A 21,024-nucleotide genomic window follows, 5' to 3' on the forward strand; every position below is an offset into this window, starting at 1 on the left:
GGTTTTATTTATTCGTATGAATTTTTCCTGGTGCTCGCTTATATTGGTGAGGTTCTTGCAATTCAAAGCCAAGTTCATTGGCCGCTATTCTTGGGAAGTACGGATTGCGAAGTAATTCACGTCCGATGAAAATTAAATCTGCTTCGTTATTATTTAAAATTTGCTCTGCTTGTGACCCAGTCGTAATCAATCCAACTGCACCAGTTGCAATCTTAGTATGCTCTTTAATATGTTTGGCGTATTGTACTTGGTAACCAGGATACACATCAATATGTGCTGGTACAACTGCACCAGAACTACAATCGATTAAATCTATTCCCTGTTCTTTCATCCACTTTGTATACTGAACATAATCTTGAACTGTTAGCCCGTCAGGATGATAATCATTTGCTGAAATACGAACAAATATTGGTCCGTCCCAAACTTCATTTACAGAGTCGATGATTTCGCGTAAGAAACGATAACGGTTTTCAGGTGAGCCGCCGTATTCATCCGTTCGTTTATTAGTAAGTGGTGATAGGAATTCATTGATAAGGTAACCGTGAGCGCCATGTAGTTCGATAACATCAAATCCGGCTTGTTTTGAACGTAACGCGGCCTTCTGAAAAGCTAATATAGTCTCTTTGATTTGTTGTATATTCATTTCTACTGGTATTTTCATCGTATCATTAAAAGGAATTGCAGAAGGAGCGAAAGCATTCGTATCTAATTCAGCTTTTCTTCCGGCGTGAGCGAGTTGAATGGCAGCTTTTGCACCGTTATCATGTATAAAAGTAGTTGTTTTATGTAAGCCTTCAATTAGGTTGTCATCCCAAATGCCCAAGTCTTTGTTAGAAATTCGTCCTTCAGCTAACACCGCAGTTGCTTCAACCATAACTAAACCTACTTGGCCAGCAGCGCGAGTTCCATAATGAATGAGATGAAAATTCGTAACGCTGCCATCCTCACTCCCTGATGAATACATACACATAGGCGACATAACGATACGATTTTTTAGTGTAACGTTCTTAATTGTATAAGGTGAAAAAAGCTTGGAATTCATCAAATAGCCTCCTTGATTGAATTTTCTTATATTTTATCATTCTCTTTTTTGTTTCTCTAATAAAACGCTTATACGAAAAATTTTGTATATTCGTGTTACAATGACTAATATGAACTGAATTGGAGGATGACATATGTACCAGGCTTATTATGAAAGTGAATTAGGCTTGCTTGAAATTACAGCGAATCAAGAAGGAATTACGTCTGTTATATTTGTTGATGAACGACAAGAAGAAAATAAAAATGAAATGATAGAACAATGTATAAATGAGTTAGATGAATATTTTAAAGGGAAAAGAAAAGAATTTACGGTCCCGCTGTCTGCAGAGGGAACAGCATTTCAAAAAAATGTATGGGATGCACTTTATACTATTCCATACGGCGTAAGTGCTTCATATTTAGATATTGCAGAGAAAGTTGGAAATATAAAAGCTGTACGGGCAATAGGAGGGGCTAATAGTCGGAATCCAATTTCAATAATTGTTCCATGTCACCGTGTAATAGGAAAGAGTGGAAAGCTTGTTGGATATGCTGGTGGTTTATGGAGGAAAGAGTGGTTATTAAAACACGAAGGTATTTTGAAATGACGTATGGATGGGAAGAGGGATTGTTTTGAAATGTATAAATTGTGGGCAACCTTGCGAGGAGGAACAGTTAAATTGTACAAGTTGTCAGCGAAACTTGGATAATGAACAAGAGGAAGGTAGCTCGTTAATAGATAAAGAACTGGAAGTATATGTAGGGAGACAATATCCGTATTATAAAAGGAAATGGGAGCTTGAGAATAAGCGGATTGCTAGGTGGAGCTGGAATGGTTGGGCTGCTATTTTCAATATAGGCTGGCTAGGATATCGTAAGTATTATGTACCAGCTGCTTTATTTATGTTGTTATTAGTAGCGTGTGATGCATTTTCGTACTATATGGGATTTAATGTAGCGTTGCCAATCATTAATATGGTGCCTCTTACGTTTTTATTACTCATTTTTATTCTGTTTGGAATGGGGATTTTTGCAAATGGATTGTACTATCAATTTGCGGAAAGACGTATATACCGAATAAAAGCAAGAGAAATAAAAGATAAATCAGTTGAAAACTATCTAATCAATGATAGCGGCGGAACGAGCAAAATGGGAGCGACAATTGTTACTATTTTAGCAGTTGCTAGCATATTTTTTAGTCATTTCTTTTTTCCGACTGATCGAGACGTTATTCAAAAGGTTCGTACAAGCTCGCTTTATGAATATCCTTTCTTTTCAATAGGTGAATCTTTCGAAAATTATTTTCAAAATTCAGGTTGGATATATTATCGTGGAACGGAAGGGTTAGAATTAGTAGAATTCCAAGGATATAACACCGGAACGTCAAGACAAAAGGTGAAGATTCAATTTGTTGTCGATTATAAATTAGGTGAAGTGGAACCATACTCACTTATGGTTAATGGTGAATCTAAAACTGAAGAAGAGTTTTTGAAGCTGATGGAAGAAATATTTAAAGTTCAAAATCCATTTGATATAGAGGATGGATTACAAGTAAATGCTATTCAAGGAAGCGGCTGGAAAGAAATTTCCGCTCGCTTTTTTCTATGTTTGTTAAAATAAATATTTAAAATAATCAGAATCTTTTGTATAATAAAATATATTATATAGGATTTAACTTATACATATAGATTGGGGGAAGGAAGAATGAAGAGAAAGACAACAACAATTGCTGCACTTGCGTTAACGACGAGTGTATTGGTTGCAGGATGTGGGAATGGTGAGAAGGCTTCGACAACGAAGAAAGAATCGAATAAGGGAATGGCCGATAAACAAGTTTTAAATTTGCTAGAAACAGCTGAAATTCCTTCAATGGATACATCTAAATCAACGGATTCTGTATCTTTCCGTGTATTTGTAAATGCAATGGAAGGTTTATATCGTCTAGATAAAGATAATAAACCAACACCAGGTATGGCAAAAGATGTGAAGATTAGTGAAGATAAAAAGACATATACATTTGAATTACGTGATGCGAAATGGTCAAATGGTGATCCAGTTCGAGCACAAGATTTTGTATATGCATGGCAACGTACATTAGATAAAGCAATAGCGGCAGAATATGCATTCATTTTATTTGATGTGAAAAATGCACAGAAAGTAAATAAAGGTGAATTACCAGCAGATCAATTGGGTGTTAAAGCGAAGGATGATAAAACGTTGGTAGTAGAATTAGAGCAACCAGCACCTTATTTTCTTGAGCTTACGTCGTTCCCTACATTTTTCCCATTAAATGAAAAATATGTGAAAGAGCAAGGAGATAAATACGGATTAGAAGCAGATAAATTATTATATAATGGACCATTTACAATGAGTCAATGGAAACATGAACAAAATTATCAGTTGAAGAAAAATCCTAATTATTGGGATAAAGATACTGTAAAGTTAGACGAAATTAATGTAAGTATTGTGAAGGAAACAAGCACGGGAGTAAATTTATATGATAGTGATCAAGCAGATCGAGTTATTTTAACTTCTGAATTTGTTGATAAATATAAAAAGAATAAGCCAGATGAATTTAAAACGAAGTTAGATCCACGCATATATTTCTTACGTTTTAACCAAAAAAATGCAACATTTAAAAACCAAAAAGTACGTGAAGCAATTGATTTAGCATACGATAAAAAAGGAATTGCTGATGTTATTTTAAATGACGGTTCATTGCCAGCATATTTCTTAGTACCTGAAAAATTCACGACAGGTCCGGATGGAAAAGATTTCCGCTCTGTAAATAAAAACTTCCGTGATAGTAAAGATAATGCAGAGAAAGCAAAAAAAATATGGGAAGAAGCGAAGAAAGAGCTTGGTCAAGATACAATTACGGTTGAATTACTAAACGATGATAACGGTAGCCGTAAAAAAGTGGGCGACTTTATTAAGGAAGAACTAGAGAAAAACTTGCCTGGTATTAAAGTGAATTTGAAACAGCAACCATACAAGCAAAAGCTAGATTTAGAAAAGAAATTCCAATATGAATTCTCATTATCTGCATGGAGCCCTGATTATCCGGATCCAATGACTTATATTGATATGTTTGTTACTGGAAGCTCATTTAATGAAATGGATTATTCTAATCCGAAGTATGATGATTTAGTAGCGAAATCAAAAGGAGAGCTATTAAAAGATGATAAAGCACGCTGGAATGCACTTGCGGAAGCTGAAAAAATCTTAATTGGTCAAGACGCAGCAATTTCTCCTACGTACCAACAAAGTACAGCTTATTTAGAGAAGCCATTTGTAAAAGGTATTGCTAATCATACGTTTGGCGGGGACTTCAGTTATAAATGGGCATATATTACAAAAAAATAGTATAATAAAAGATGAGTGAATTTTCGCTCATCTTTTATTTGTATAAGGAGGAATTATAGTTGTTAAGGGGAATCAATCATATTTGTTTTTCGGTATCTAATTTAGAAAACTCTATTATGTTTTATGAAAAAGTATTAGAAGGAGAATTATTAGTTAAAGGAAGAAAATTGGCTTATTTTAACATATGTGGAGTATGGATAGCGCTTAATGAAGAGACGCATATTCCGAGAAATGAGATTCATCAATCTTATACGCACATTGCATTTTCTGTTGAACGAGAAGACTTTGAATGTTTAATACAGCGATTAGAAGAAAATGATGTTCATATTTTACAAGGAAGAGAACGTGATATCAGAGATTGTGAATCTATATACTTTGTTGATCCTGACGGTCATAAATTTGAGTTTCACTCAGGGACACTGCAAGACCGTTTAAATTATTATAGGGATGAGAAACCTCATATGACATTTTATTAGGGAGGGATAGCATTTGCATGCACTAGTAATTGGTGGAACAGGAATGCTAAAGAAAGTTTCTATGTGGCTTTGTGAGAAAGGATTTTATGTTTCTATTATCGGGCGAGATGAAGTGAATTTAGAAAATGTTAAGCGAATGAGTTCTGCACCAGAAAATATTACATGCCTTTCGTTAGATTATCATAATGATGAAGATGTAAAGCTAGCTATTAAAAGTACAATTGAGAAAAACGGCCCGATCACATTAGTTGTTGCATGGGTACACACAAGTGCAAAGCATGCACTATCAAATATTTGTAAAGAACTAGATTTGTCGTCTAAAACATATAGTTTATTTCATATTTTAGGTAGTAAAGCATCACGTATGCCTGCACAAAAAATAGGAAGTACGCGATGTATTTATTATAGAATTATTTTAGGTTTTATTTTAGAAGATACATATGGAAGATGGCTTACGCATGAAGAGATAGCTGATGGAGTTATAAAAGGGATTGAAAGTAAACGAGCAGAGTGGATTGTAGGGAGAGTTGAACCGTGGGAATTACGACCAACATGGTGAGGGGGAGTAAGAAATGAAAACAACTATATATGTAACAAGGCATGGTGAAACAGAGTGGAATGTAGCGAAGCGAATGCAGGGACGAAAAAATTCTGCTTTAACTGAAAATGGTATAGTTCAGGCGAAACAATTAGGGAATCGAATGAAAGATTTACCAATCCATGCGATCTATAGTAGTCCGAGCGAAAGAACACTTCATACGGCAGAGTTAATAAAAAGGGAACGTGATATACCCATTATAGCGGATGAGCATTTCTATGAAATCAACATGGGTATATGGGAAGGACAAACAATCGAGGATATAGAAAAGCAATTTCCAGAAGAAGTACATCTATTTTGGAATGAGCCACATCTTTTTCAGTCAACATCAGGCGAAAATTTCGAGGCCGTTTATGAAAGAGTAATTGAAGGGATGCAGCTTCTTTTAGAGAGGCATAAAGGACAAAACATATTGATTGTTTCTCATGCGGCAGCAGCAAAATTACTTATAGGGCATTTCGCGGGAATGGAAATAGAAAATGTGTGGGATGATCCATTTATGCATAGTGCCAGTTTGAGCATAATAGAATTTGAAGAGGGTATTGGTAAAGTGAAACAATTTGCAGATATAAGTCACTTTCAATAAATGTAAAAAAGGCCGCAAAACGGCCTTTTTTGGGTGGTATAAAAACTAGCAGTTACGTTTTTTATACCAGAAGTGATCGAATTTCTTATTTTTGCAAGATGGGAATTTATGTCCGCCTTTGCAATCATTCCATTTGTGTCCGCTATCGTGACAGTCTTTACCATGATCACATGAATCATCGCAAGAGTGACCGTGTCTGTTAGGGAAGAATTCGCATTTTTTACAGAAACTTCGTTTTGTCCAGAAAAATTTCTTTTCAAAGCGTATGCATTTTGTAATGAATGTACAATGTTTTCTGCGAGTCCGTTTTGTAACTAAAACGCATTCTTTTCTACGCGTGACTTTCGTAACGAACGTCCATTTTTGAACACGTACACGTGTACATTTCGTAACAAATGTCCATTTCTTTACATGCGTACATTTTGTAACGAACGTACAATGTTTCACGCGAGTACATCTTGTTCTTGGACATTTACCCCCAGTTGTACATTTACATCCAGTTGTACAATGATGATGAGTGAATTTATCATCATCGCATTCAAAAGTACTTGGATCTTGGTGTAAGAAATCCTCCATCCCAGCACTTTTGATTTCTTCGACAGCTTTTCTAATATCACGTTTCATAGAAATCCTCCTTATCATGTATTAAAGTGAAAAGGTATTCTTTTTCCTTAACATGATATGTATGTAGGCATCTTTCTGAACAGGACAAGAGTGTAATTTTATATAAATAGATGATTGCGGATGTATGGACAAGACAAGGCGCATACATTGAATGAAGAGAACTGAGAAGGGATGAGAAAACATGCTGCCTTCATATGATTTTTTTGTTCATCCAATGTACTTAGTGGAATTGAAAAAGGACATTTGGTCAGATAGTCCAGTGCCAGCAAAATTAACTTATGGAAAAAAGAAGTATGATATTGATATCGTATACCGAGGAGCTCATATTCGCGAATTTGAGAAAAAGTCTTATCATGTTATGTTTTATAAGCCTAAAAAATTTCAAGGTGCGAAAGAGTTTCATTTGAATTCGGAGTTTATGGATCCGTCTCTCATACGAAATAAATTATCTTTAGATTTTTTTCATGATATTGGTGTACTTTCGCCAAAATCACAACATGTATTTATAAAAATTAATGGTCAAATTCAAGGTGTGTATTTACAGTTAGAATCGGTTGATGAAAATTTTTTGAAAAATAGAGGATTACCGAGTGGTTCTATTTATTATGCGATAGATGATGATGCAAATTTTTCATTAATGAGTGAACGAGATAAAGATGTTAAGACAGAGCTCTTTGCGGGTTATGAATTTAAATATTCGAATAAAAATAGTGAAGAACAACTGAGTGAATTTGTATTTCAAGCGAATACTTTGACGAGGGAAGCCTATGAAAAAGAGATTGGGAAGTTTCTACATGTCGATAAATATTTAAGATGGTTAGCAGGAGTTATTTTTACACAAAACTTTGATGGTTTCGTTCATAACTACGCACTATATCATAACGATGAAACAAATTTATTTGAAGTTATACCGTGGGATTATGATGCGACTTGGGGGCGAGATGTACAAGGAAGACCACTTAATCATGAATATATTCGCATTCAAGGGTATAATACGTTAAGTGCAAGATTGCTAGACATACCTGTATTTAGAAAGCAGTATCGAAGTATTTTAGAAGAAATATTAGAAGATCAATTTACAGTTTCGTTTATGAGGCCGAAAGTAGAAGGGTTGTGTGAATTGATTCGTCCATATTTACTACAAGATCCATACATGAAAGAAAAATTAGAAACATTTGATCAAGAGGCTGATATGATTTATGAATATATAAATAAGAGAAGAAAGTATATACAAGACCACTTACATGAATTGGATTAATTTTGAAAGAGATTGAAACGTTATCAATCTCTTTTTTTTGTATAATAAAGATGTATCAATAAAAATGAAGTAATATATTTGATAGAGAATGGGGATGCGGATATATGACGATTAAATGGATTGATTGGGTAAAACAAATACAATCTATAGCTCAAGCGGGTTTAACGTATTCTAAGGATGTGTATGATATTGAGCGTTTCCAGCAATTACGAGATATTTCTATTTCAATGATGTCACATTACACGAAAACAGATTGGGAAGTCGTAGAGAAATTATTTGCAAGTGAGACAGGCTATCAAACACCTAAAGTTGATATAAGAGCGGTTGTTTTTCAAAATGAAAAGTTATTATTTGTGAAAGAAAAAAGCGATGGGAAATGGGCATTGCCAGGTGGATGGGCTGATGTCGGTTATACGCCAACCGAAGTTGCAGCAAAAGAGGTTTTCGAAGAGGCAGGTTATGAGGTAGATCATTTTAAGTTACTAGCTATATTTGATAAAGAAAAAAATCAACCATCTCCATCGGCAACGCATGTATATAAGATTTTCATTGGATGCGAGATTATTGGTGGAGAAAAGAAAACTAGTATTGAAACAGAAGAGGTGGAGTTTTTTGGTGAAAATGAATTGCCTAATTTATCAATTGCTAGAAATACAGAAGACCAAATTAAAGAGATGTTTGCCTACATGAAAGACCCGCAGAAAGAGAAATTAATAGATTAATCCTGCTTGAATTGTACATATTGTTAAAATGAAGATATTGGCAGATTGCAGCCTTTATGTAATAATGGGATGGTATGTGAAGAAAAAAGGAGATAAAAAAGAACATGTTAGCAAACATAATAGATCAGTTATTGCAATTTTTTGCAAGCTTAGGTTACTTTGGAGTAGCTCTTGCTTTAATGATTGAAGTAATCCCAAGTGAAATTGTACTTTCGTATGCTGGCTTTTTAGTAGCGAATGGTAAAATTAGTTTTGTTGGTGCAGTTATCGCCGGAACGATTGGTGGTACTTTAGCACAAATCTTTTTATACTGGCTTGGATACTACGGAGGGCGTCCGGTTGTAGAGAAATACGGGAAATATCTACTTATTAATAAACATCATTTAGACATAGCAGAAGGTTGGTTTAAGCGTTATGGAGCAGGCGTAATATTTTCTGCGCGCTTTATCCCAGTAGTACGTCATGCGATCTCTATTCCAGCAGGACTAGCTAAGATGCCATTAAAACTATTTACACTTTATACGGTTGTAGCGATCATTCCGTGGTCAATTCTATTTATATACTTAGGTGAAAAACTTGGTGGGAATTGGCGACAAATTAAGGAGTATGCATCTGATTACACACATTACATAATTATAGGAGCTGTTCTTTTTATTGCTCTATACTTTGGTTTAAAGTATTTCAAAAAGAAAAAAGCTGCGCGTTAAAGTCAATGATTTTTCATTGGCTTTTTTATTTGTTTCCGGTTCTAAAAAAAAGGAGTTGTCCATAATGTGTAATAATAAAGCGTAGCGGAGGAATGTGATGAAAGGGTCACCGTTTATACGTGGAACGATATTTTTAACGATGGCAACGATGATATCAAAAATGTTAGGATTTATATATGTTATACCATTTACAGCAATGGTCGGTACGAGTGGGTATGTTTTATACACGTATGCATATCGTCCCTATACCATTATGCTCAGCATTGCGACAATGGGATTACCACTTGCAGTTTCAAAAATGGTATCAAAATATGATCAACTGAATGATTATCATACGGTTAAGAGAGTGTTGAAAAGTGGAATCGTGTTTATGTTTATAATGGGAGTCATTTCGTGTTTTACGTTATATATGCTAGCTCCGCATTTAGCTAAGCTTGTCATCGATGGGAATGATCAAACGGGGAATAGTGTAGGAGCGGTTACTACTAATATTCGAATTGTAAGTTTTGCGTTAATACTTGTGCCAGTAATGAGTTTATTAAGGGGCTTCTTTCAAGGATTCCAATCGATGGGGCCTTCTGCATTAAGTGTCGTTGTAGAGCAATTTTTTCGGGTTTTAACCATTTTAATAGGAAGCTTTGTCGTTTTATATATTTTAAAAGCATCTGTCTCGCTAGCAGTTGGTATTTCAACATTTGGTGCCTTTATGGGAGCGGTAGGTGGATTAACTGTTTTAAGTGCGTATTATATGAGAAGGAGAAGGCACTTAAAGAAAAAAGAAATGGCAAGTATACCACAAACAACGAAATCTTTTTTCTCGCTTTATAAGGAGCTCTTTACATATTCTATTCCTTTTGTTGTGGTGGGCTTAGCAATTCCGTTGTATCAGACGATTGATACATTTACAATTAATAAACTACTTATACAAATAGGGTATATGCAAGGAGAAGCGGAAAAAATTAATGCGATAATTGGTCTTGTTCAAATGGTTGTGCTTATCCCGGTATCCGTTGCGACAGCTTTTAGTATGTCTCTCGTACCAGAGATGACGAAAGCTTACACAGCAGGAAATACGAAGCTATTGTACAAACATTTTACGAGAACAAATGTATTAGTAGTAGCGATTACGGTACCGGCGGCAATTGGAATGATGGTGTTAGCCAAGCCTGTATATACTCTTTTATTCGGTGCTGGAAATGATCCAGAGATGGGGAGAATCATTTTACAGTATTATGCTCCTGCTTGCATATTATTTTCTCTTTTTACAGTAACGGCTGCTATGCTACAAGGAATCAATCAACAGCAGAAGACGGTGCTAGGACTAGTGATTGGAATTATTGTGAAGATAGTTTTAAATATTGTATTGCTTCCGTATTTCGATTATGTAAGTTTTATCATTTCAACATACGCTGGCTATACGATTTCAGTCGGTTTTAACTTGTGGATGCTTTCTAAATATGTTATAAAGGCAACATAAGCTTTTAAGGCAGAGAGCACTCTGTCTTTTTCTATGTTTATCCCGCTTTAACGGGCAGTGAGACCCTCACCTCAAAATTCAGCGAAAGAAAAGAAGTTTGGTTGGGGGCGGGTAGCCTGTAAAAGCCCGATTTGTGAGGGCTAATAATCAGTGGGGGGATGAAGCCACCCACTGATTAAAGTTTCACTTTATAATATTTTTCCTATAAAAACGTTTTCAAAATAATTTTTCTATTGAAATTTAAACGTATGTTTCATATGCTGAGAATGGCGGTTTAAAAACTGTGATTTAAGAGAGGTAGATTCCTACATGTAAAAAGAATCGGGGTGATAGTATGTTAAATATATATTTAACAGACCGAAACGGAAAACTACAAGAGATTGAGGAAATGCAAAAGGGGTGCTGGATTAATGTACTTCATCCAACAGAAGAAGAAATTCAATATCTAGTACAAACTTTAAATGTAGACTTAGATTTCATTAAAGACCCTTTGGATGATGAAGAACGCTCTCGTATTGAAAAGGAAGACAATAATACTTTAATTATCGTGGATATTCCGACAGTTAGACATGACGAAGAAGGAAATTCGATTTATGACACGATTCCAATAGGTATGATTGTGATGCCGGATTGTTTTGTTACAATCTGCTTAGAAGAGAATCCAATTTTTGAACGTTTTATTAATCAACGTATTAAAGAATTTTATACGTTTAAAAAGACGCGCTTTGCACTTCAGCTCTTATATACGATTTCTACTTATTATTTAAGATACTTAAAGCAAATAAATCGAAAAACAATTGATTTAGAGCATCAATTAAATCAGTCAATGAAAAATAAAGAGATCTTCACATTATTAGGCCTTGAGAAAAGTTTAGTATACTTTACAACGTCATTAAAGGCTAATAAAATTGTAATTCAAAAGTTAATGCGTAATAGTACATTTTTAAAAATGTATGAAGACGATCAAGATTTATTAGAAGATGTATTAATTGAAAATAAGCAGGCTATTGAAATGGCGGAAATATATAGTCACATTTTAAGTGGAATGATGAATACTTTTAGCTCCGTTATATCAAATAATTTAAATAGTGTTATGAAACTGTTAACGTCAATTACAATCATTTTATCTTTACCGACGATGGTTTCTAGTTTCTTTGGAATGAACGTAAAGGTTCCGTTTGAAGGGGAAGCCCACGGTTTTGTAATTGTACTCATCATATGTGTAACACTATCTTTCACGTTAGCTTTTGTTTTTTGGAAGAAACGTTACTTTTAACGATAAAAAAGCTGCTCTAGCATAGTTATATAACTACGCTAGAGCAGCTTTTTTGCTATGAAATCTCAAATTTTGAATAGAATATAACTTGTACAATGTAATGTATATAAAGGCTATGTATGCCATATAATCCTTGTCCAATTAATGAAATGGGGTTAAAATTACATATTGTTAATGAAAAGTTGGAGGAAATACATCATGGAATTGTTTCAATTACCGAAAGCATTCCTGCAAATGAATACAATTTTTATCTCCATATTGATCGAAGCACTTCCGTTTGTGCTAATTGGTGTATTTATTTCAGGATTCATTCAAATGTTCGTGACAGAAGATATGGTGGCTAAATGGATGCCGAAGAACCGATTTCTGTCTGTTTTATTAGCTACTTTTTTAGGCATGTTGTTTCCAGGTTGTGAATGTGGAATTGTTCCGATTGTAAGACGATTAATCGGAAAAGGCGTTCCACCATACGCAGGGATTGCATTTATGTTAACTGGTCCAATAATTAATCCAGTTGTTTTATTTGCAACATACGTTGCCTTTGGGAGTAGTATGCACATGGTATGGTATCGTTCTATTGTAGCGATTATCGTAGCCATTATCGTTGGAATTATATTATCCTTTATGTTTAAAGAACATCAATTAAGAGATGATCACTTCCCAGAAGTGAATAATAAGCGTCCACTGCGTAAAAAAATGTGGGATGTATGTACACACGCTGTTGAGGAATTCTTCTCAATGGGAAAATATTTAGTACTAGGTGCGTTAATTGCAGCAGCGGTACAAACGTTTGTACAAACTTCAACACTTCTTGCTATTGGACAAGGTCCGTTTTCTTCATCAGCTGTTATGATGGGACTTGCTTATATATTATCACTTTGTTCAGAGGCAGATGCATTTATCGCTTCTTCGTTCCAAAGTACGTTTTCAACAGCTTCACTTGTCGCGTTCCTCGTTTACGGACCGATGGTGGATATTAAAAATATGTTTATGATGCTTGCGACATTTAAAACTAAATTTGTAATTGTTGTTATAGTTACAGTTACTCTTGTTGTTTATGCAAGCTCACTATTCATTTATGCGATGGGGTGGTAGGTTATGTTTCGAGCATATATATTATTAGGTTTTACAATATTAATTGCGCAGCTTCATATTTCCGGTAACATTACGAAGTATATCAATATGAAGTATGCCTATTTATCAACAACAGCAGCAATTATTTTAGGTTTCTTAACGATTGTACAAATTATCGTCGTTTTCCAAAAAGAGCACCAAAAGGAAAAAGAGAAAAATGATTGCAGTTGTGACCATAGCCATTGCGGACATGATCATTCAAAAGATGAGAATACATGGTGGAAAAAAGCATTTTCGTACTCCTTGTTTTGTTTTCCAATTATCTCAGGCTTATTTTTCCCGATTGCAACGTTAGATTCAGATATTGTTAAGGCGAAAGGATTTCATTTTCCTGTTGCACAAGCAGAAAGTAAGGATCCATTTATGACAAGACAATTTCTAAGACCTGATACGAGCATTTATTACGGGAAAGAAGGATACCGCGGTGTAATGGAAAAAGGGAAGAAAGAGTTTGTTACGAAAGACAATATTAATTTGAAAGATGAAGACTTCCTAAAGGGTATGGAAACAATTTATAATTATCCTGGCGAGTTTACTGGGAAAAAATTATCTTTTAAAGGGTTTGTTTTTAGAGATGATTCTTCTAAAAAAGAACAATATTTCTTATTCCGTTTCGGTATTATACACTGTGTAGCGGATTCTGGTGTATATGGTATGTTAGTGAAAAAACCAGAAGGCGTAGAGTGGAATAATGATGACTGGATTCAAGTAGAAGGAGAGATAACTACTGAGTTTTATCAGCCGTTTCATGCGAATATTCCTGTATTAGAAGTAACAAAATGGAATAAAGTTGAACAGCCGAAAGAACAATATGTATTTAGAGGAGCCGATTGATAAAATCGGTTCTTTTTTGTGGACTAAAAGTTCTGAATGTTGCTAATATTAAATGTGTAGTTCATTTGGTATAGGGATTATTGAAATATTAGGGATAGATCATTAAAGGGGTGATAACAATGACAGAAGTAAAGGGGAAAACAGCCAATGAGTCAAGGGTGTTCAAAACGAGCCGGGTATTCCCAACAGATTTAAATGATCATAACACGCTATTTGGTGGGAAGATATTAGCGGAGATGGATATGGTTGCTTCTATTTCAGCATCCAGACACTCGAGAAAGGAATGTGTCACAGCATCTATGGACTGGGTTGATTTCTTACATCCTGTTCGTTCTTCAGATTGTGTTAGTTATGAATCTTTCGTAATTTGGACGGGAAGAACTTCGATGGAAGTGTTTGTGAAGGTAGTGGCTGAAGATTTAATTTCAGGTGAGAAGCGTATAGCGGCAACGTCATTCGTTACTTTTGTTGCACTTAGTAAGGGAAATAATCCAGTTCCAGTACCGCGTGTTATCCCTGAAACAGAAGAAGAGAAAGAATTACATCGTATTGCAGTGTTACGTGCAGAGCAGCGTCATATACGTAAGGCAGAGAGTAAGAAAGTAGCTACATTGTTAACCTTTTGAGATAAATGTTTAGCCATTTAAGTTACAATAGCAGGCGGAAATGGTTTTAAAATGAAAAGCGGACACCTAAAAATAGGTGTCCGCTTTTATAGTTTTTTCATCCACATATCATATGACAGTAGCTACTTAGCAGAAGCAAGCAGCACCGACGATGATTAAGAGGATAAATAATACGACTAATAGCGCAAATCCATTACCATGTGCGAAGCCCATTGTTATTTCCTCCTTTTATTTTAAGATACAACATACAATATGCAAATGAGCTATTGTTTGATATGGACATATATCATGCAATGACATATTTTCTTGAATGATAATGTAATAAAAAAGGGAAGATATAGAAATAACAGTAAGTGGAGAAAGGAATTTATCCATGAAGCACTTTTTCGCTATAATCCTTTGTTTAATAGGTGTATTCATTTGGATGAACATCGATGTGGAAATGGGGAAGGAAATGGCTAGTGAATATGAATTAGGACAAGTTCGATTAGGTGAATTTCAACTATATACGAACGGTGAAGAGTTATATAGAAAATTATTTGAGGATATAAACGAAGCAGAAAAGTATATATATATCCATTTTTATATTGTAGGAAAAGATGAAATAAGCGAAGAGTTTTTACAGTTATTAGAGAAAAAAGCATCTAGTGGAGTAGAAGTGAAATTGTCAGTCGATCGGATAGGTGGATATAAGCTGAAGAAAAAGGTAATTAGCCGATTAAAGGAAAACGGTGTGAAGTTTACATTTAGTAAAAAACCGAAACTGAAAAATGTTTTCTATTCTTTGCATCAACGAAATCATAGACGTATTGTTACGATAGATGGAAAGGTATCATACGTCGGTGGTTTTAATATCGGAAAGGAGTACCTTGGACAAGATCCGAAGTTTGGGCCATGGCGTGATTATCACGTGCGCATCCATGGTGAGGGTGCAGCGGATATGGAAAGAAAGTTCGCCGAAGATTGGAAAGAAGATACAGGAGAAAAAATGCCTATACATGAAAGTATACCGACATTAGGGAATGTAAAATATCAATATTTATTTTCAAATGGAAAAGGCTTATGGGAAAAGTATGGGGCACTTTTAAAAAAGGCTAAAAAGTCTTTAATTATCGCTACACCATATTTTGTACCAAGTAAAGAAATGGTGAAAGAGCTAAAAGCTGCATTAAATCGTGGTGTTAATGTGAAAATTCTCGTGCCATTTAAAAGTGATGCCATATTGTTAAAACAAGCTGCCTATCCATATTTGAAAGATATGTTACATGCTGGAGCGGAGATTTATCAATATCGAAATGGATTTTTTCATGGGAAAGTAACAATCATTGATGGAGAAATTGTTGATATTGGGACAGCGAATTTTGATAATAGAAGTTTTTATTTAAATTGTGAGTCTAACTGTATCATATATGATAAAACAGTTGTTGATGAAGTATGGAGTCGATTAAAGGTAGACTTTCATAAATCAAAACGATTTTCTGAAGAAGATTTTGAGAAAATTAGTAGATGGGATTGGTTTTTAGCAAGAATAGCAAATGTTTTAGCATCATATTTATAACATATAGACCCTAGAGAAGGGAGGCACTTTCATGGATTGTATGAAAGAGTTAATGAGATATAGTTATATGCTAATATACAAGGTTGGAGAGTATGCTGGAAAGGTCAGAGACGAAGAATTAAAAAATCTATTACAGCACCATTTACCATATATGTTACAAGCATATAATGAACAAGTAAATTTTCAAGAAGGAGAGAATGTGCAACATATAACCTGTGAAACAACGGAGTTTGGTTTGCATGAAATGGAAAAGGAAACAGTTAGTAAATATACAGGGGATATTCATATTGCAACATGTTATATTGCGCACTTAAAACGATTAGCTCTAAAGTTTGCTCAAGTTGCAGTGGAAGTTGCTAATCCGGAGTTCCGCTCATTTTTGGAAAATTGTTTCCTGAAAATGAACCGTTACGCTTATAGTGTGTGGCAATATGTTATGAAGAAGGAATATAAGATTACACATCTATATGAAAATGAAAAGTTTGCATGAGAAACTAAGGCGGAATGGTATGCGCCTTAGTTTTTTTTATGTCCATTTAGAGAAAAAAATTAGTTTTATTGTGTATCGATTGGAAATGAAATATGTAAATTTAAATTAGTTTTTGTTATCGGAATATTTACAAAAATTTACCGTATATTTACTGTTTTTCAATCTCTCCTTTAAAAATAGAGAGTAATATGAGGTTGTACATATTCTATCACAGGGAGGAAACGCAAATGAACAAATGGGTTAAATCATTAACTGCTATGGCACTTGCAAGTTCTTTATTAATGGTAGGTTGTAGTAAAGGTGAAGACAAGAAGAAAGAAGACGACACAACAACACAACAAGAGGATAAAAAGGATAAAGAAACAAGCGGAACCGAGAAGTCTACTGATTCTAAAGAGAAAAAATAAAGTAATAATAAAGCTTCCTCTCATATATGAGGAAGCTTTTTTGTTGTAAATTGATTGATATTATTGAAAAATAGAAAGAGAATGAAAGAGGGGGAAAACAAATGAAAGTATGTATATTGGGAGCAACAGGACGAGTAGGTTCAAACATAATTAATTTAGCATTAAAGGATTCAGCTGAAGTGACTGCATTAGCGCGTGATTTTAATAGAATAGAAATACAACATGAAAGGTTACGAGTGATAGAAGGTAATGTATTGAACGAAAATGATATAAAAAAAGCGATAGAAGGAAGCGATATAGTAATTAGTGCACTTGGAACGGATCAAAATGGAACATTAGCGAAGAGTATGCCACAAATTATTAAGCAAATGGAAGAAGAAGGGGTTCATAAGATCATAACAATAGGAACGGCGGGTATTTTACAAGCAAGAACGGATCTAAATTTATATCGTTTTCAATCAACGGAATCAAAAAGGAAAACGACAACAGCAGCAGAAGATCATTTGGCTGCATATAAGGTACTAAGTAATAGTAATAATTTATGTTGGACAGTTGTTTGTCCGACACATTTAATAGACGGTGAGGCGACAGAGGTATATCGAACTGAAAAAGATATATTGCCAGAAGGTGGATCAAAAATTACAGTGGGTGATACAGCACACTTTGCATGGGATCTATGTAAGAAAAACATATATGAAAATAGTCGAGTAGGTATTGCATATTAAAAAACCATCCCGAAGTCGGGATGGTTAAAATATGATATAACACAAGAAGATGACAATCATAATGATTTGGAGAATTGCTTTCGCTACTGTACTGCTTAAAAAACCAACTACAGTAGCGACTCCAACTAGAAAGGCATCTTTTGGCGCTTTTTTATGCACTAGTTCTGTTATAAATACTGATAAAAACGGTATGATAATAAGTCCGAATGGTGGGAAGAAGAACGATCCGACAATGATAGAAATCATTCCGACACGTTCGCCCCATTTAGAACTACCGTATTTTTTTAAGAAATATCCATTTGCAATAAAATCAGCAACGAAAATGAAAAGAGTGAAAATGACTTGAATAATCCAAAAAGAAGTTGTTAATTCTCCTCCATTTATACCGAAATGGTAAATTAAATATCCAGCCCAGACAGCAAATATGCCAGGGATAATGGGATAAATAAAGGCGAGAAATGAAACAAGGAAACAGGCAATGATACAAATTGTTAATAAAACAGTCACTTTATAGCTCCTTTTTAATATCTAGTTTATGTACAGCAACTTTTTTGACTTGATGTCCATCAAGTTCTAATACTTTAAATTGAAAACCAGCATATTCAATGGAATAACCAGCTTCAATATTTAAGTCAACTGCTTGAGAGAGAAGCCATCCTCCAATTGTATCTAAATCACTATCATCAATATGTAGGCCAAACATATCATTTACTTCAGAAATGAGTACCTTTCCATCTAAAACAGTAAGCTTAGGTGTACGCTTTTCAATCATAGGTGATTCATCCGCATCGAATTCATCTTGAATTTCTCCAATGATTTCTTCAAGAATATCTTCCATCGTTAAAAGTCCGGCAGTGCCACCATATTCATCCATAACGATTGCCATCTGAACGCGATTTTTTTGAAGATGGACTAACGTTTTACGAATTGGAACTGTTTCAAATACTGTTAAAACAGGATGTATATAAGATTCAAGTGGTTTATAAATACCTTTCGTTTGATCATGGAATACTTCTTTCGTATTAATCATCCCGATGATATCATCTTTATCTTTTTCAATGATTGGATAGCGTGTATATTTTTCAGTTGCGACGATATCCATATTTTCTTCTAACGTATTTTCAGTAGATAAGCAAATCATTTCGGTACGAGGAACCATTATTTCTTTCGCAACTCGATCATCAAATTCAAAAATGTTATTTACATATTTATATTCGGTTTGGTTTATTTCACCGCTTTTAAAACTTTCACCTAAAATGAGTCGCAATTCCTCTTCAGAATGAGCAAGTTCATTTTCTTTGGCAGGTTCTAATCCGAGTAGTTTTGTGAAAAATATAGCTGCACTATTGAGTAACCAAATAAATGGATACATAATTTTATCAAATAAAATAAGAGGTTTTGCAAATTTGAGTGTGATTGCTTCTGCTTTTTGAATTGCGAAAGACTTTGGAACTAACTCACCTAATACAACGTGGAAAAATGTAATAACACTAAAAGCAATAACAAAAGATAAAGTGTTAGCCATTGTTCCAGTAATATTAATTTTTTCAAAGAGCGGTCGTAGTATATGTTCCACAGTCGGTTCACCAAGCCAACCAAGCCCTAAAGAAGTGATCGTAATCCCGAGCTGACAAGCTGATAAATAAACATCTAAATTAGATAGGACGCTTCTTGCAGCTAAAGCTTGTTTATTACCTTCATTTGCAAGTTGGTCAATTCGACTTTTTCGTACTTTTACAACAGCGAATTCTGATGCAACGAAAAAGCCAGAAATAAGAATAAGTACAAAGATGAGAAAAATATTTAATATGTCCAAGTGTGTTCTCCATTCCAAGGTTTGGAATAAAGATGTCACCTCCTGCAATTATGTTATACTTTTATAATAAATCCAAATGAAAAGAATAGTCAAAGGAAAAGGGCAAATATTGGTATGTTTCTGTAATAGTTTTTGAATTTGCTGTTATTTTGTCCGCTATACAAAAGGAATAACCCCCTACTTTTAGATTATAGAGGGTTAGTTCAATTAAGGTTTTGGAACACTTCTCGTTAAAGTGTATGACTGTTGCTTGGAGTAGTTTGTGGTCCATAGTGTTTGAAGGAAAGAAAGTATGCTATATGGGATATAGAGTAGTAATAAGCCGATTGTAACAATTATGGGTGAATTTCCGCCAAATTGAACGATAAATTGTAACAGTCCACTTGCATGAAAAACGCATTCCATAAAAACGAATGAAAGAATGATGGAACCTAAAATTGATTTATGGTTCGAAGTAAGCGCCAAAAACAATGTATCCACAAGAAAAGAATCATGTTTTATTTCATATTCATTTGTGTTTTTCAAGAAAGGAATCCATTTTTTTACTGCTTGCATAACGATAATCATGGAAGTACTACATACGATGATAAAAGATGAGTAGTAAGGAAGGTTTATAAATTGTGCGACGTATAGGAGTAGTAATAAGACTGAACATTGTAATACTACAGTGCAAACAGAGTAAGGTATCCAATTCAATACAGTAGTAAACTTTTTAAACGAGTTAGGTACTTTGAAAAATAAATGGCCGATACCCAAACTTATGAAAAATCCGATCGCAAGGGTAAAAGTAAAACGAACAATCGATATAAAATATATTTCCCATATGTAAGGGAATAATGGTGTTGAATGATTAGAAGTATGTATCATTTGATTTGCTGAGAAAAAGATAGATTCATGCATCCAATCAACCTTTGGAATTGATATAGAAGAAAGCTGTGCGAAGTTTTGAAAAATGCTAATAAATCCATTTTGATAAGAGTAATTGTGTGTAATAAAAAGAGCTGGAATAGGACTTATGGCAAAAATAACAATAACACCAATTATAAATTTACATATATGTGAGCGTAATAAGGACATATAAACCACCTACTCTTAGAATATTCAGAAAATTCTTATTCTTATTTTAGCCGTTTTTGGAGCAAGTTACAATATATTTTTCTTCATGTATGGGCATATGGATAATTTTAAATTGTATTTAGAAATCTATTTTTTGTGTGGAATGAAGAGAATGTAGGGAAATGTCGAAAGGATTAAATAGATTTTTAAAATTGGAAAGTGATACCATAAAATTAAACGATGTTTAAATCGTTGTTTAACTGATACA

The 21,024-nt window shown here is 34.3% G+C and carries 24 protein-coding genes; 18 read left to right on the forward strand and 6 right to left on the reverse strand.

The window, feature by feature from the left end; genetic code table 11:
* Positions 1–4: 4 nt before the first annotated feature.
* Positions 5–1,042, reverse strand: a complete 1,038-nt coding sequence (gene namA, locus BM089_RS05790; protein ID WP_053564694.1) for an NADPH dehydrogenase NamA — start codon at positions 1,040–1,042, stop codon at positions 5–7.
* 133 nt (positions 1,043–1,175) lie between these two features.
* On the opposite strand from namA, the gene BM089_RS05795 reads away from it, so the two are divergent.
* The 6 genes from BM089_RS05795 (at position 1,176) to BM089_RS05820 (ending at position 6,046) form a co-directional block, all read left to right on the forward strand.
* Positions 1,176–1,628: a methylated-DNA--[protein]-cysteine S-methyltransferase gene (locus BM089_RS05795; protein ID WP_000283907.1), complete on the forward strand. Its 453-nt coding sequence runs from the start codon at positions 1,176–1,178 to the stop codon at positions 1,626–1,628.
* Between the two features lie 25 nt (positions 1,629–1,653).
* Positions 1,654–2,640 carry a DUF2628 domain-containing protein gene (locus tag BM089_RS05800; protein ID WP_002093960.1) on the forward strand — a complete coding sequence of 329 codons (987 nt, stop codon included), beginning with the start codon at positions 1,654–1,656 and terminating at the stop codon, positions 2,638–2,640.
* Between the two features lie 84 nt (positions 2,641–2,724).
* Entirely contained in the window at positions 2,725–4,386 is a 1,662-nt protein-coding gene (locus BM089_RS05805; protein WP_000824269.1) for a peptide ABC transporter substrate-binding protein, read from the forward strand.
* A gap of 59 nt (positions 4,387–4,445) precedes the next feature.
* Positions 4,446–4,862, forward strand: coding sequence for a FosBx1 family fosfomycin resistance bacillithiol transferase (gene fosB / locus BM089_RS05810; protein WP_000943771.1), 417 nt, complete (start codon positions 4,446–4,448; stop codon positions 4,860–4,862).
* Positions 4,863–4,875: 13 nt separating this feature from the next.
* The gene (locus BM089_RS05815) at positions 4,876–5,421 is read left to right on the forward strand and encodes a short-chain dehydrogenase (RefSeq protein ID WP_000543126.1); all 546 of its coding nucleotides are present in this window, start codon (positions 4,876–4,878) and stop codon (positions 5,419–5,421) included.
* Positions 5,422–5,434: 13 nt separating this feature from the next.
* Positions 5,435–6,046 (forward strand): phosphoserine phosphatase 1, encoded by a 612-nt coding sequence (locus tag BM089_RS05820; RefSeq protein WP_090976254.1) that lies wholly within the window; start codon positions 5,435–5,437, stop codon positions 6,044–6,046.
* Between the two features lie 45 nt (positions 6,047–6,091).
* Here BM089_RS05820 and exsB read toward each other — a convergent pair whose 3' ends face one another.
* Positions 6,092–6,670: an exosporium protein ExsB gene (gene exsB, locus BM089_RS05825; protein WP_000817498.1), complete on the reverse strand. Its 579-nt coding sequence runs from the start codon at positions 6,668–6,670 to the stop codon at positions 6,092–6,094.
* Between the two features lie 181 nt (positions 6,671–6,851).
* On the opposite strand from exsB, the gene cotH reads away from it, so the two are divergent.
* From cotH to BM089_RS05865, 8 genes are all read left to right on the forward strand, one after another.
* Positions 6,852–7,928 carry a spore coat protein CotH gene (gene cotH, locus BM089_RS05830; protein WP_000937999.1) on the forward strand — a complete coding sequence of 359 codons (1,077 nt, stop codon included), beginning with the start codon at positions 6,852–6,854 and terminating at the stop codon, positions 7,926–7,928.
* Between the two features lie 104 nt (positions 7,929–8,032).
* Positions 8,033–8,650: an NUDIX hydrolase N-terminal domain-containing protein gene (locus tag BM089_RS05835; RefSeq protein ID WP_088020884.1), complete on the forward strand. Its 618-nt coding sequence runs from the start codon at positions 8,033–8,035 to the stop codon at positions 8,648–8,650.
* 104 nt (positions 8,651–8,754) lie between these two features.
* Positions 8,755–9,357, forward strand: coding sequence for an undecaprenyl phosphate transporter UptA (locus BM089_RS05840; RefSeq protein WP_000880691.1), 603 nt, complete (start codon positions 8,755–8,757; stop codon positions 9,355–9,357).
* A 97-nt stretch (positions 9,358–9,454) separates the two neighbouring features.
* Positions 9,455–10,834 (forward strand): putative polysaccharide biosynthesis protein, encoded by a 1,380-nt coding sequence (locus BM089_RS05845; RefSeq protein ID WP_000678842.1) that lies wholly within the window; start codon positions 9,455–9,457, stop codon positions 10,832–10,834.
* Positions 10,835–11,168: 334 nt separating this feature from the next.
* Entirely contained in the window at positions 11,169–12,110 is a 942-nt protein-coding gene (locus BM089_RS05850; protein WP_000932389.1) for a magnesium transporter CorA family protein, read from the forward strand.
* A 198-nt stretch (positions 12,111–12,308) separates the two neighbouring features.
* Positions 12,309–13,205: a permease gene (locus BM089_RS05855; protein WP_090976256.1), complete on the forward strand. Its 897-nt coding sequence runs from the start codon at positions 12,309–12,311 to the stop codon at positions 13,203–13,205.
* 3 nt (positions 13,206–13,208) lie between these two features.
* Positions 13,209–14,078, forward strand: coding sequence for a TIGR03943 family putative permease subunit (locus BM089_RS05860; RefSeq protein WP_000488059.1), 870 nt, complete (start codon positions 13,209–13,211; stop codon positions 14,076–14,078).
* Between the two features lie 119 nt (positions 14,079–14,197).
* The gene (locus BM089_RS05865; RefSeq protein ID WP_053564687.1) at positions 14,198–14,704 is read left to right on the forward strand and encodes an acyl-CoA thioesterase; all 507 of its coding nucleotides are present in this window, start codon (positions 14,198–14,200) and stop codon (positions 14,702–14,704) included.
* 126 nt (positions 14,705–14,830) lie between these two features.
* Here the strand turns inward: BM089_RS05865 and BM089_RS05870 are convergent, their stop codons facing one another.
* Entirely contained in the window at positions 14,831–14,917 is an 87-nt protein-coding gene (locus BM089_RS05870) for a YjcZ family sporulation protein (RefSeq protein WP_000505094.1), read from the reverse strand.
* 160 nt (positions 14,918–15,077) lie between these two features.
* Here BM089_RS05870 and cls point away from each other — a divergent pair, with 160 nt between their 5' ends.
* The 4 genes from cls (at position 15,078) to BM089_RS05890 (ending at position 17,884) form a co-directional block, all read left to right on the forward strand.
* Positions 15,078–16,262, forward strand: a complete 1,185-nt coding sequence (cls, locus tag BM089_RS05875; RefSeq protein WP_016512978.1) for a cardiolipin synthase — start codon at positions 15,078–15,080, stop codon at positions 16,260–16,262.
* Positions 16,263–16,293: 31 nt separating this feature from the next.
* Entirely contained in the window at positions 16,294–16,752 is a 459-nt protein-coding gene (locus BM089_RS05880; RefSeq protein ID WP_000340543.1) for a spore coat protein, read from the forward strand.
* Between the two features lie 227 nt (positions 16,753–16,979).
* Complete coding sequence (locus BM089_RS05885; protein WP_001045960.1) at positions 16,980–17,159, forward strand: hypothetical protein; 180 nt, start codon at positions 16,980–16,982, stop codon at positions 17,157–17,159.
* A 101-nt stretch (positions 17,160–17,260) separates the two neighbouring features.
* On the forward strand, positions 17,261–17,884 hold the full coding sequence (locus tag BM089_RS05890; RefSeq protein WP_053564686.1) for an NAD(P)-dependent oxidoreductase: 624 nt from the start codon (positions 17,261–17,263) through the stop codon (positions 17,882–17,884).
* A gap of 24 nt (positions 17,885–17,908) precedes the next feature.
* On the opposite strand, the gene BM089_RS05895 is transcribed toward BM089_RS05890, so the two are convergent.
* From BM089_RS05895 to BM089_RS05905, 3 genes are all read right to left on the reverse strand, one after another.
* Positions 17,909–18,391, reverse strand: a complete 483-nt coding sequence (locus tag BM089_RS05895; RefSeq protein WP_053564685.1) for a DUF456 domain-containing protein — start codon at positions 18,389–18,391, stop codon at positions 17,909–17,911.
* 1 nt (position 18,392) lies between these two features.
* Positions 18,393–19,700 (reverse strand): hemolysin family protein, encoded by a 1,308-nt coding sequence (locus BM089_RS05900; protein ID WP_016081950.1) that lies wholly within the window; start codon positions 19,698–19,700, stop codon positions 18,393–18,395.
* Between the two features lie 207 nt (positions 19,701–19,907).
* Positions 19,908–20,777 carry a hypothetical protein gene (locus tag BM089_RS05905; protein ID WP_090976258.1) on the reverse strand — a complete coding sequence of 290 codons (870 nt, stop codon included), beginning with the start codon at positions 20,775–20,777 and terminating at the stop codon, positions 19,908–19,910.
* Positions 20,778–21,024: the final 247 nt, after the last annotated feature.

Source organism: Bacillus sp. 5mfcol3.1 (genome assembly GCF_900114335.1).
GTDB lineage: Bacteria > Bacillota > Bacilli > Bacillales > Bacillaceae_G > Bacillus_A > Bacillus_A thuringiensis_S.

Bases quoted from the DNA above. Each gene is read 5' to 3' on its own strand.
- namA (WP_053564694.1), bottom strand. From the start codon at position 1,042: ATGAATTCCAAGCTTTTTTCACCTTATACAATTAAGAACGTTACACTA.
- BM089_RS05795 (WP_000283907.1), top strand. From the start codon at position 1,176: ATGTACCAGGCTTATTATGAAAGTGAATTAGGCTTGCTTGAAATTACA.
- BM089_RS05805 (WP_000824269.1), top strand. From the start codon at position 2,725: ATGAAGAGAAAGACAACAACAATTGCTGCACTTGCGTTAACGACGAGT.
- BM089_RS05820 (WP_090976254.1), top strand. From the start codon at position 5,435: ATGAAAACAACTATATATGTAACAAGGCATGGTGAAACAGAGTGGAAT.
- exsB (WP_000817498.1), bottom strand. From the start codon at position 6,670: ATGAAACGTGATATTAGAAAAGCTGTCGAAGAAATCAAAAGTGCTGGG.
- cotH (WP_000937999.1), top strand. From the start codon at position 6,852: ATGCTGCCTTCATATGATTTTTTTGTTCATCCAATGTACTTAGTGGAA.
- BM089_RS05835 (WP_088020884.1), top strand. From the start codon at position 8,033: ATGACGATTAAATGGATTGATTGGGTAAAACAAATACAATCTATAGCT.
- BM089_RS05840 (WP_000880691.1), top strand. From the start codon at position 8,755: ATGTTAGCAAACATAATAGATCAGTTATTGCAATTTTTTGCAAGCTTA.
- BM089_RS05845 (WP_000678842.1), top strand. From the start codon at position 9,455: ATGAAAGGGTCACCGTTTATACGTGGAACGATATTTTTAACGATGGCA.
- BM089_RS05850 (WP_000932389.1), top strand. From the start codon at position 11,169: ATGTTAAATATATATTTAACAGACCGAAACGGAAAACTACAAGAGATT.
- BM089_RS05855 (WP_090976256.1), top strand. From the start codon at position 12,309: ATGGAATTGTTTCAATTACCGAAAGCATTCCTGCAAATGAATACAATT.
- BM089_RS05860 (WP_000488059.1), top strand. From the start codon at position 13,209: ATGTTTCGAGCATATATATTATTAGGTTTTACAATATTAATTGCGCAG.
- BM089_RS05865 (WP_053564687.1), top strand. From the start codon at position 14,198: ATGACAGAAGTAAAGGGGAAAACAGCCAATGAGTCAAGGGTGTTCAAA.
- BM089_RS05870 (WP_000505094.1), bottom strand. From the start codon at position 14,917: ATGGGCTTCGCACATGGTAATGGATTTGCGCTATTAGTCGTATTATTT.
- cls (WP_016512978.1), top strand. From the start codon at position 15,078: ATGAAGCACTTTTTCGCTATAATCCTTTGTTTAATAGGTGTATTCATT.
- BM089_RS05880 (WP_000340543.1), top strand. From the start codon at position 16,294: ATGGATTGTATGAAAGAGTTAATGAGATATAGTTATATGCTAATATAC.
- BM089_RS05885 (WP_001045960.1), top strand. From the start codon at position 16,980: ATGAACAAATGGGTTAAATCATTAACTGCTATGGCACTTGCAAGTTCT.
- BM089_RS05890 (WP_053564686.1), top strand. From the start codon at position 17,261: ATGAAAGTATGTATATTGGGAGCAACAGGACGAGTAGGTTCAAACATA.
- BM089_RS05905 (WP_090976258.1), bottom strand. From the start codon at position 20,777: ATGTCCTTATTACGCTCACATATATGTAAATTTATAATTGGTGTTATT.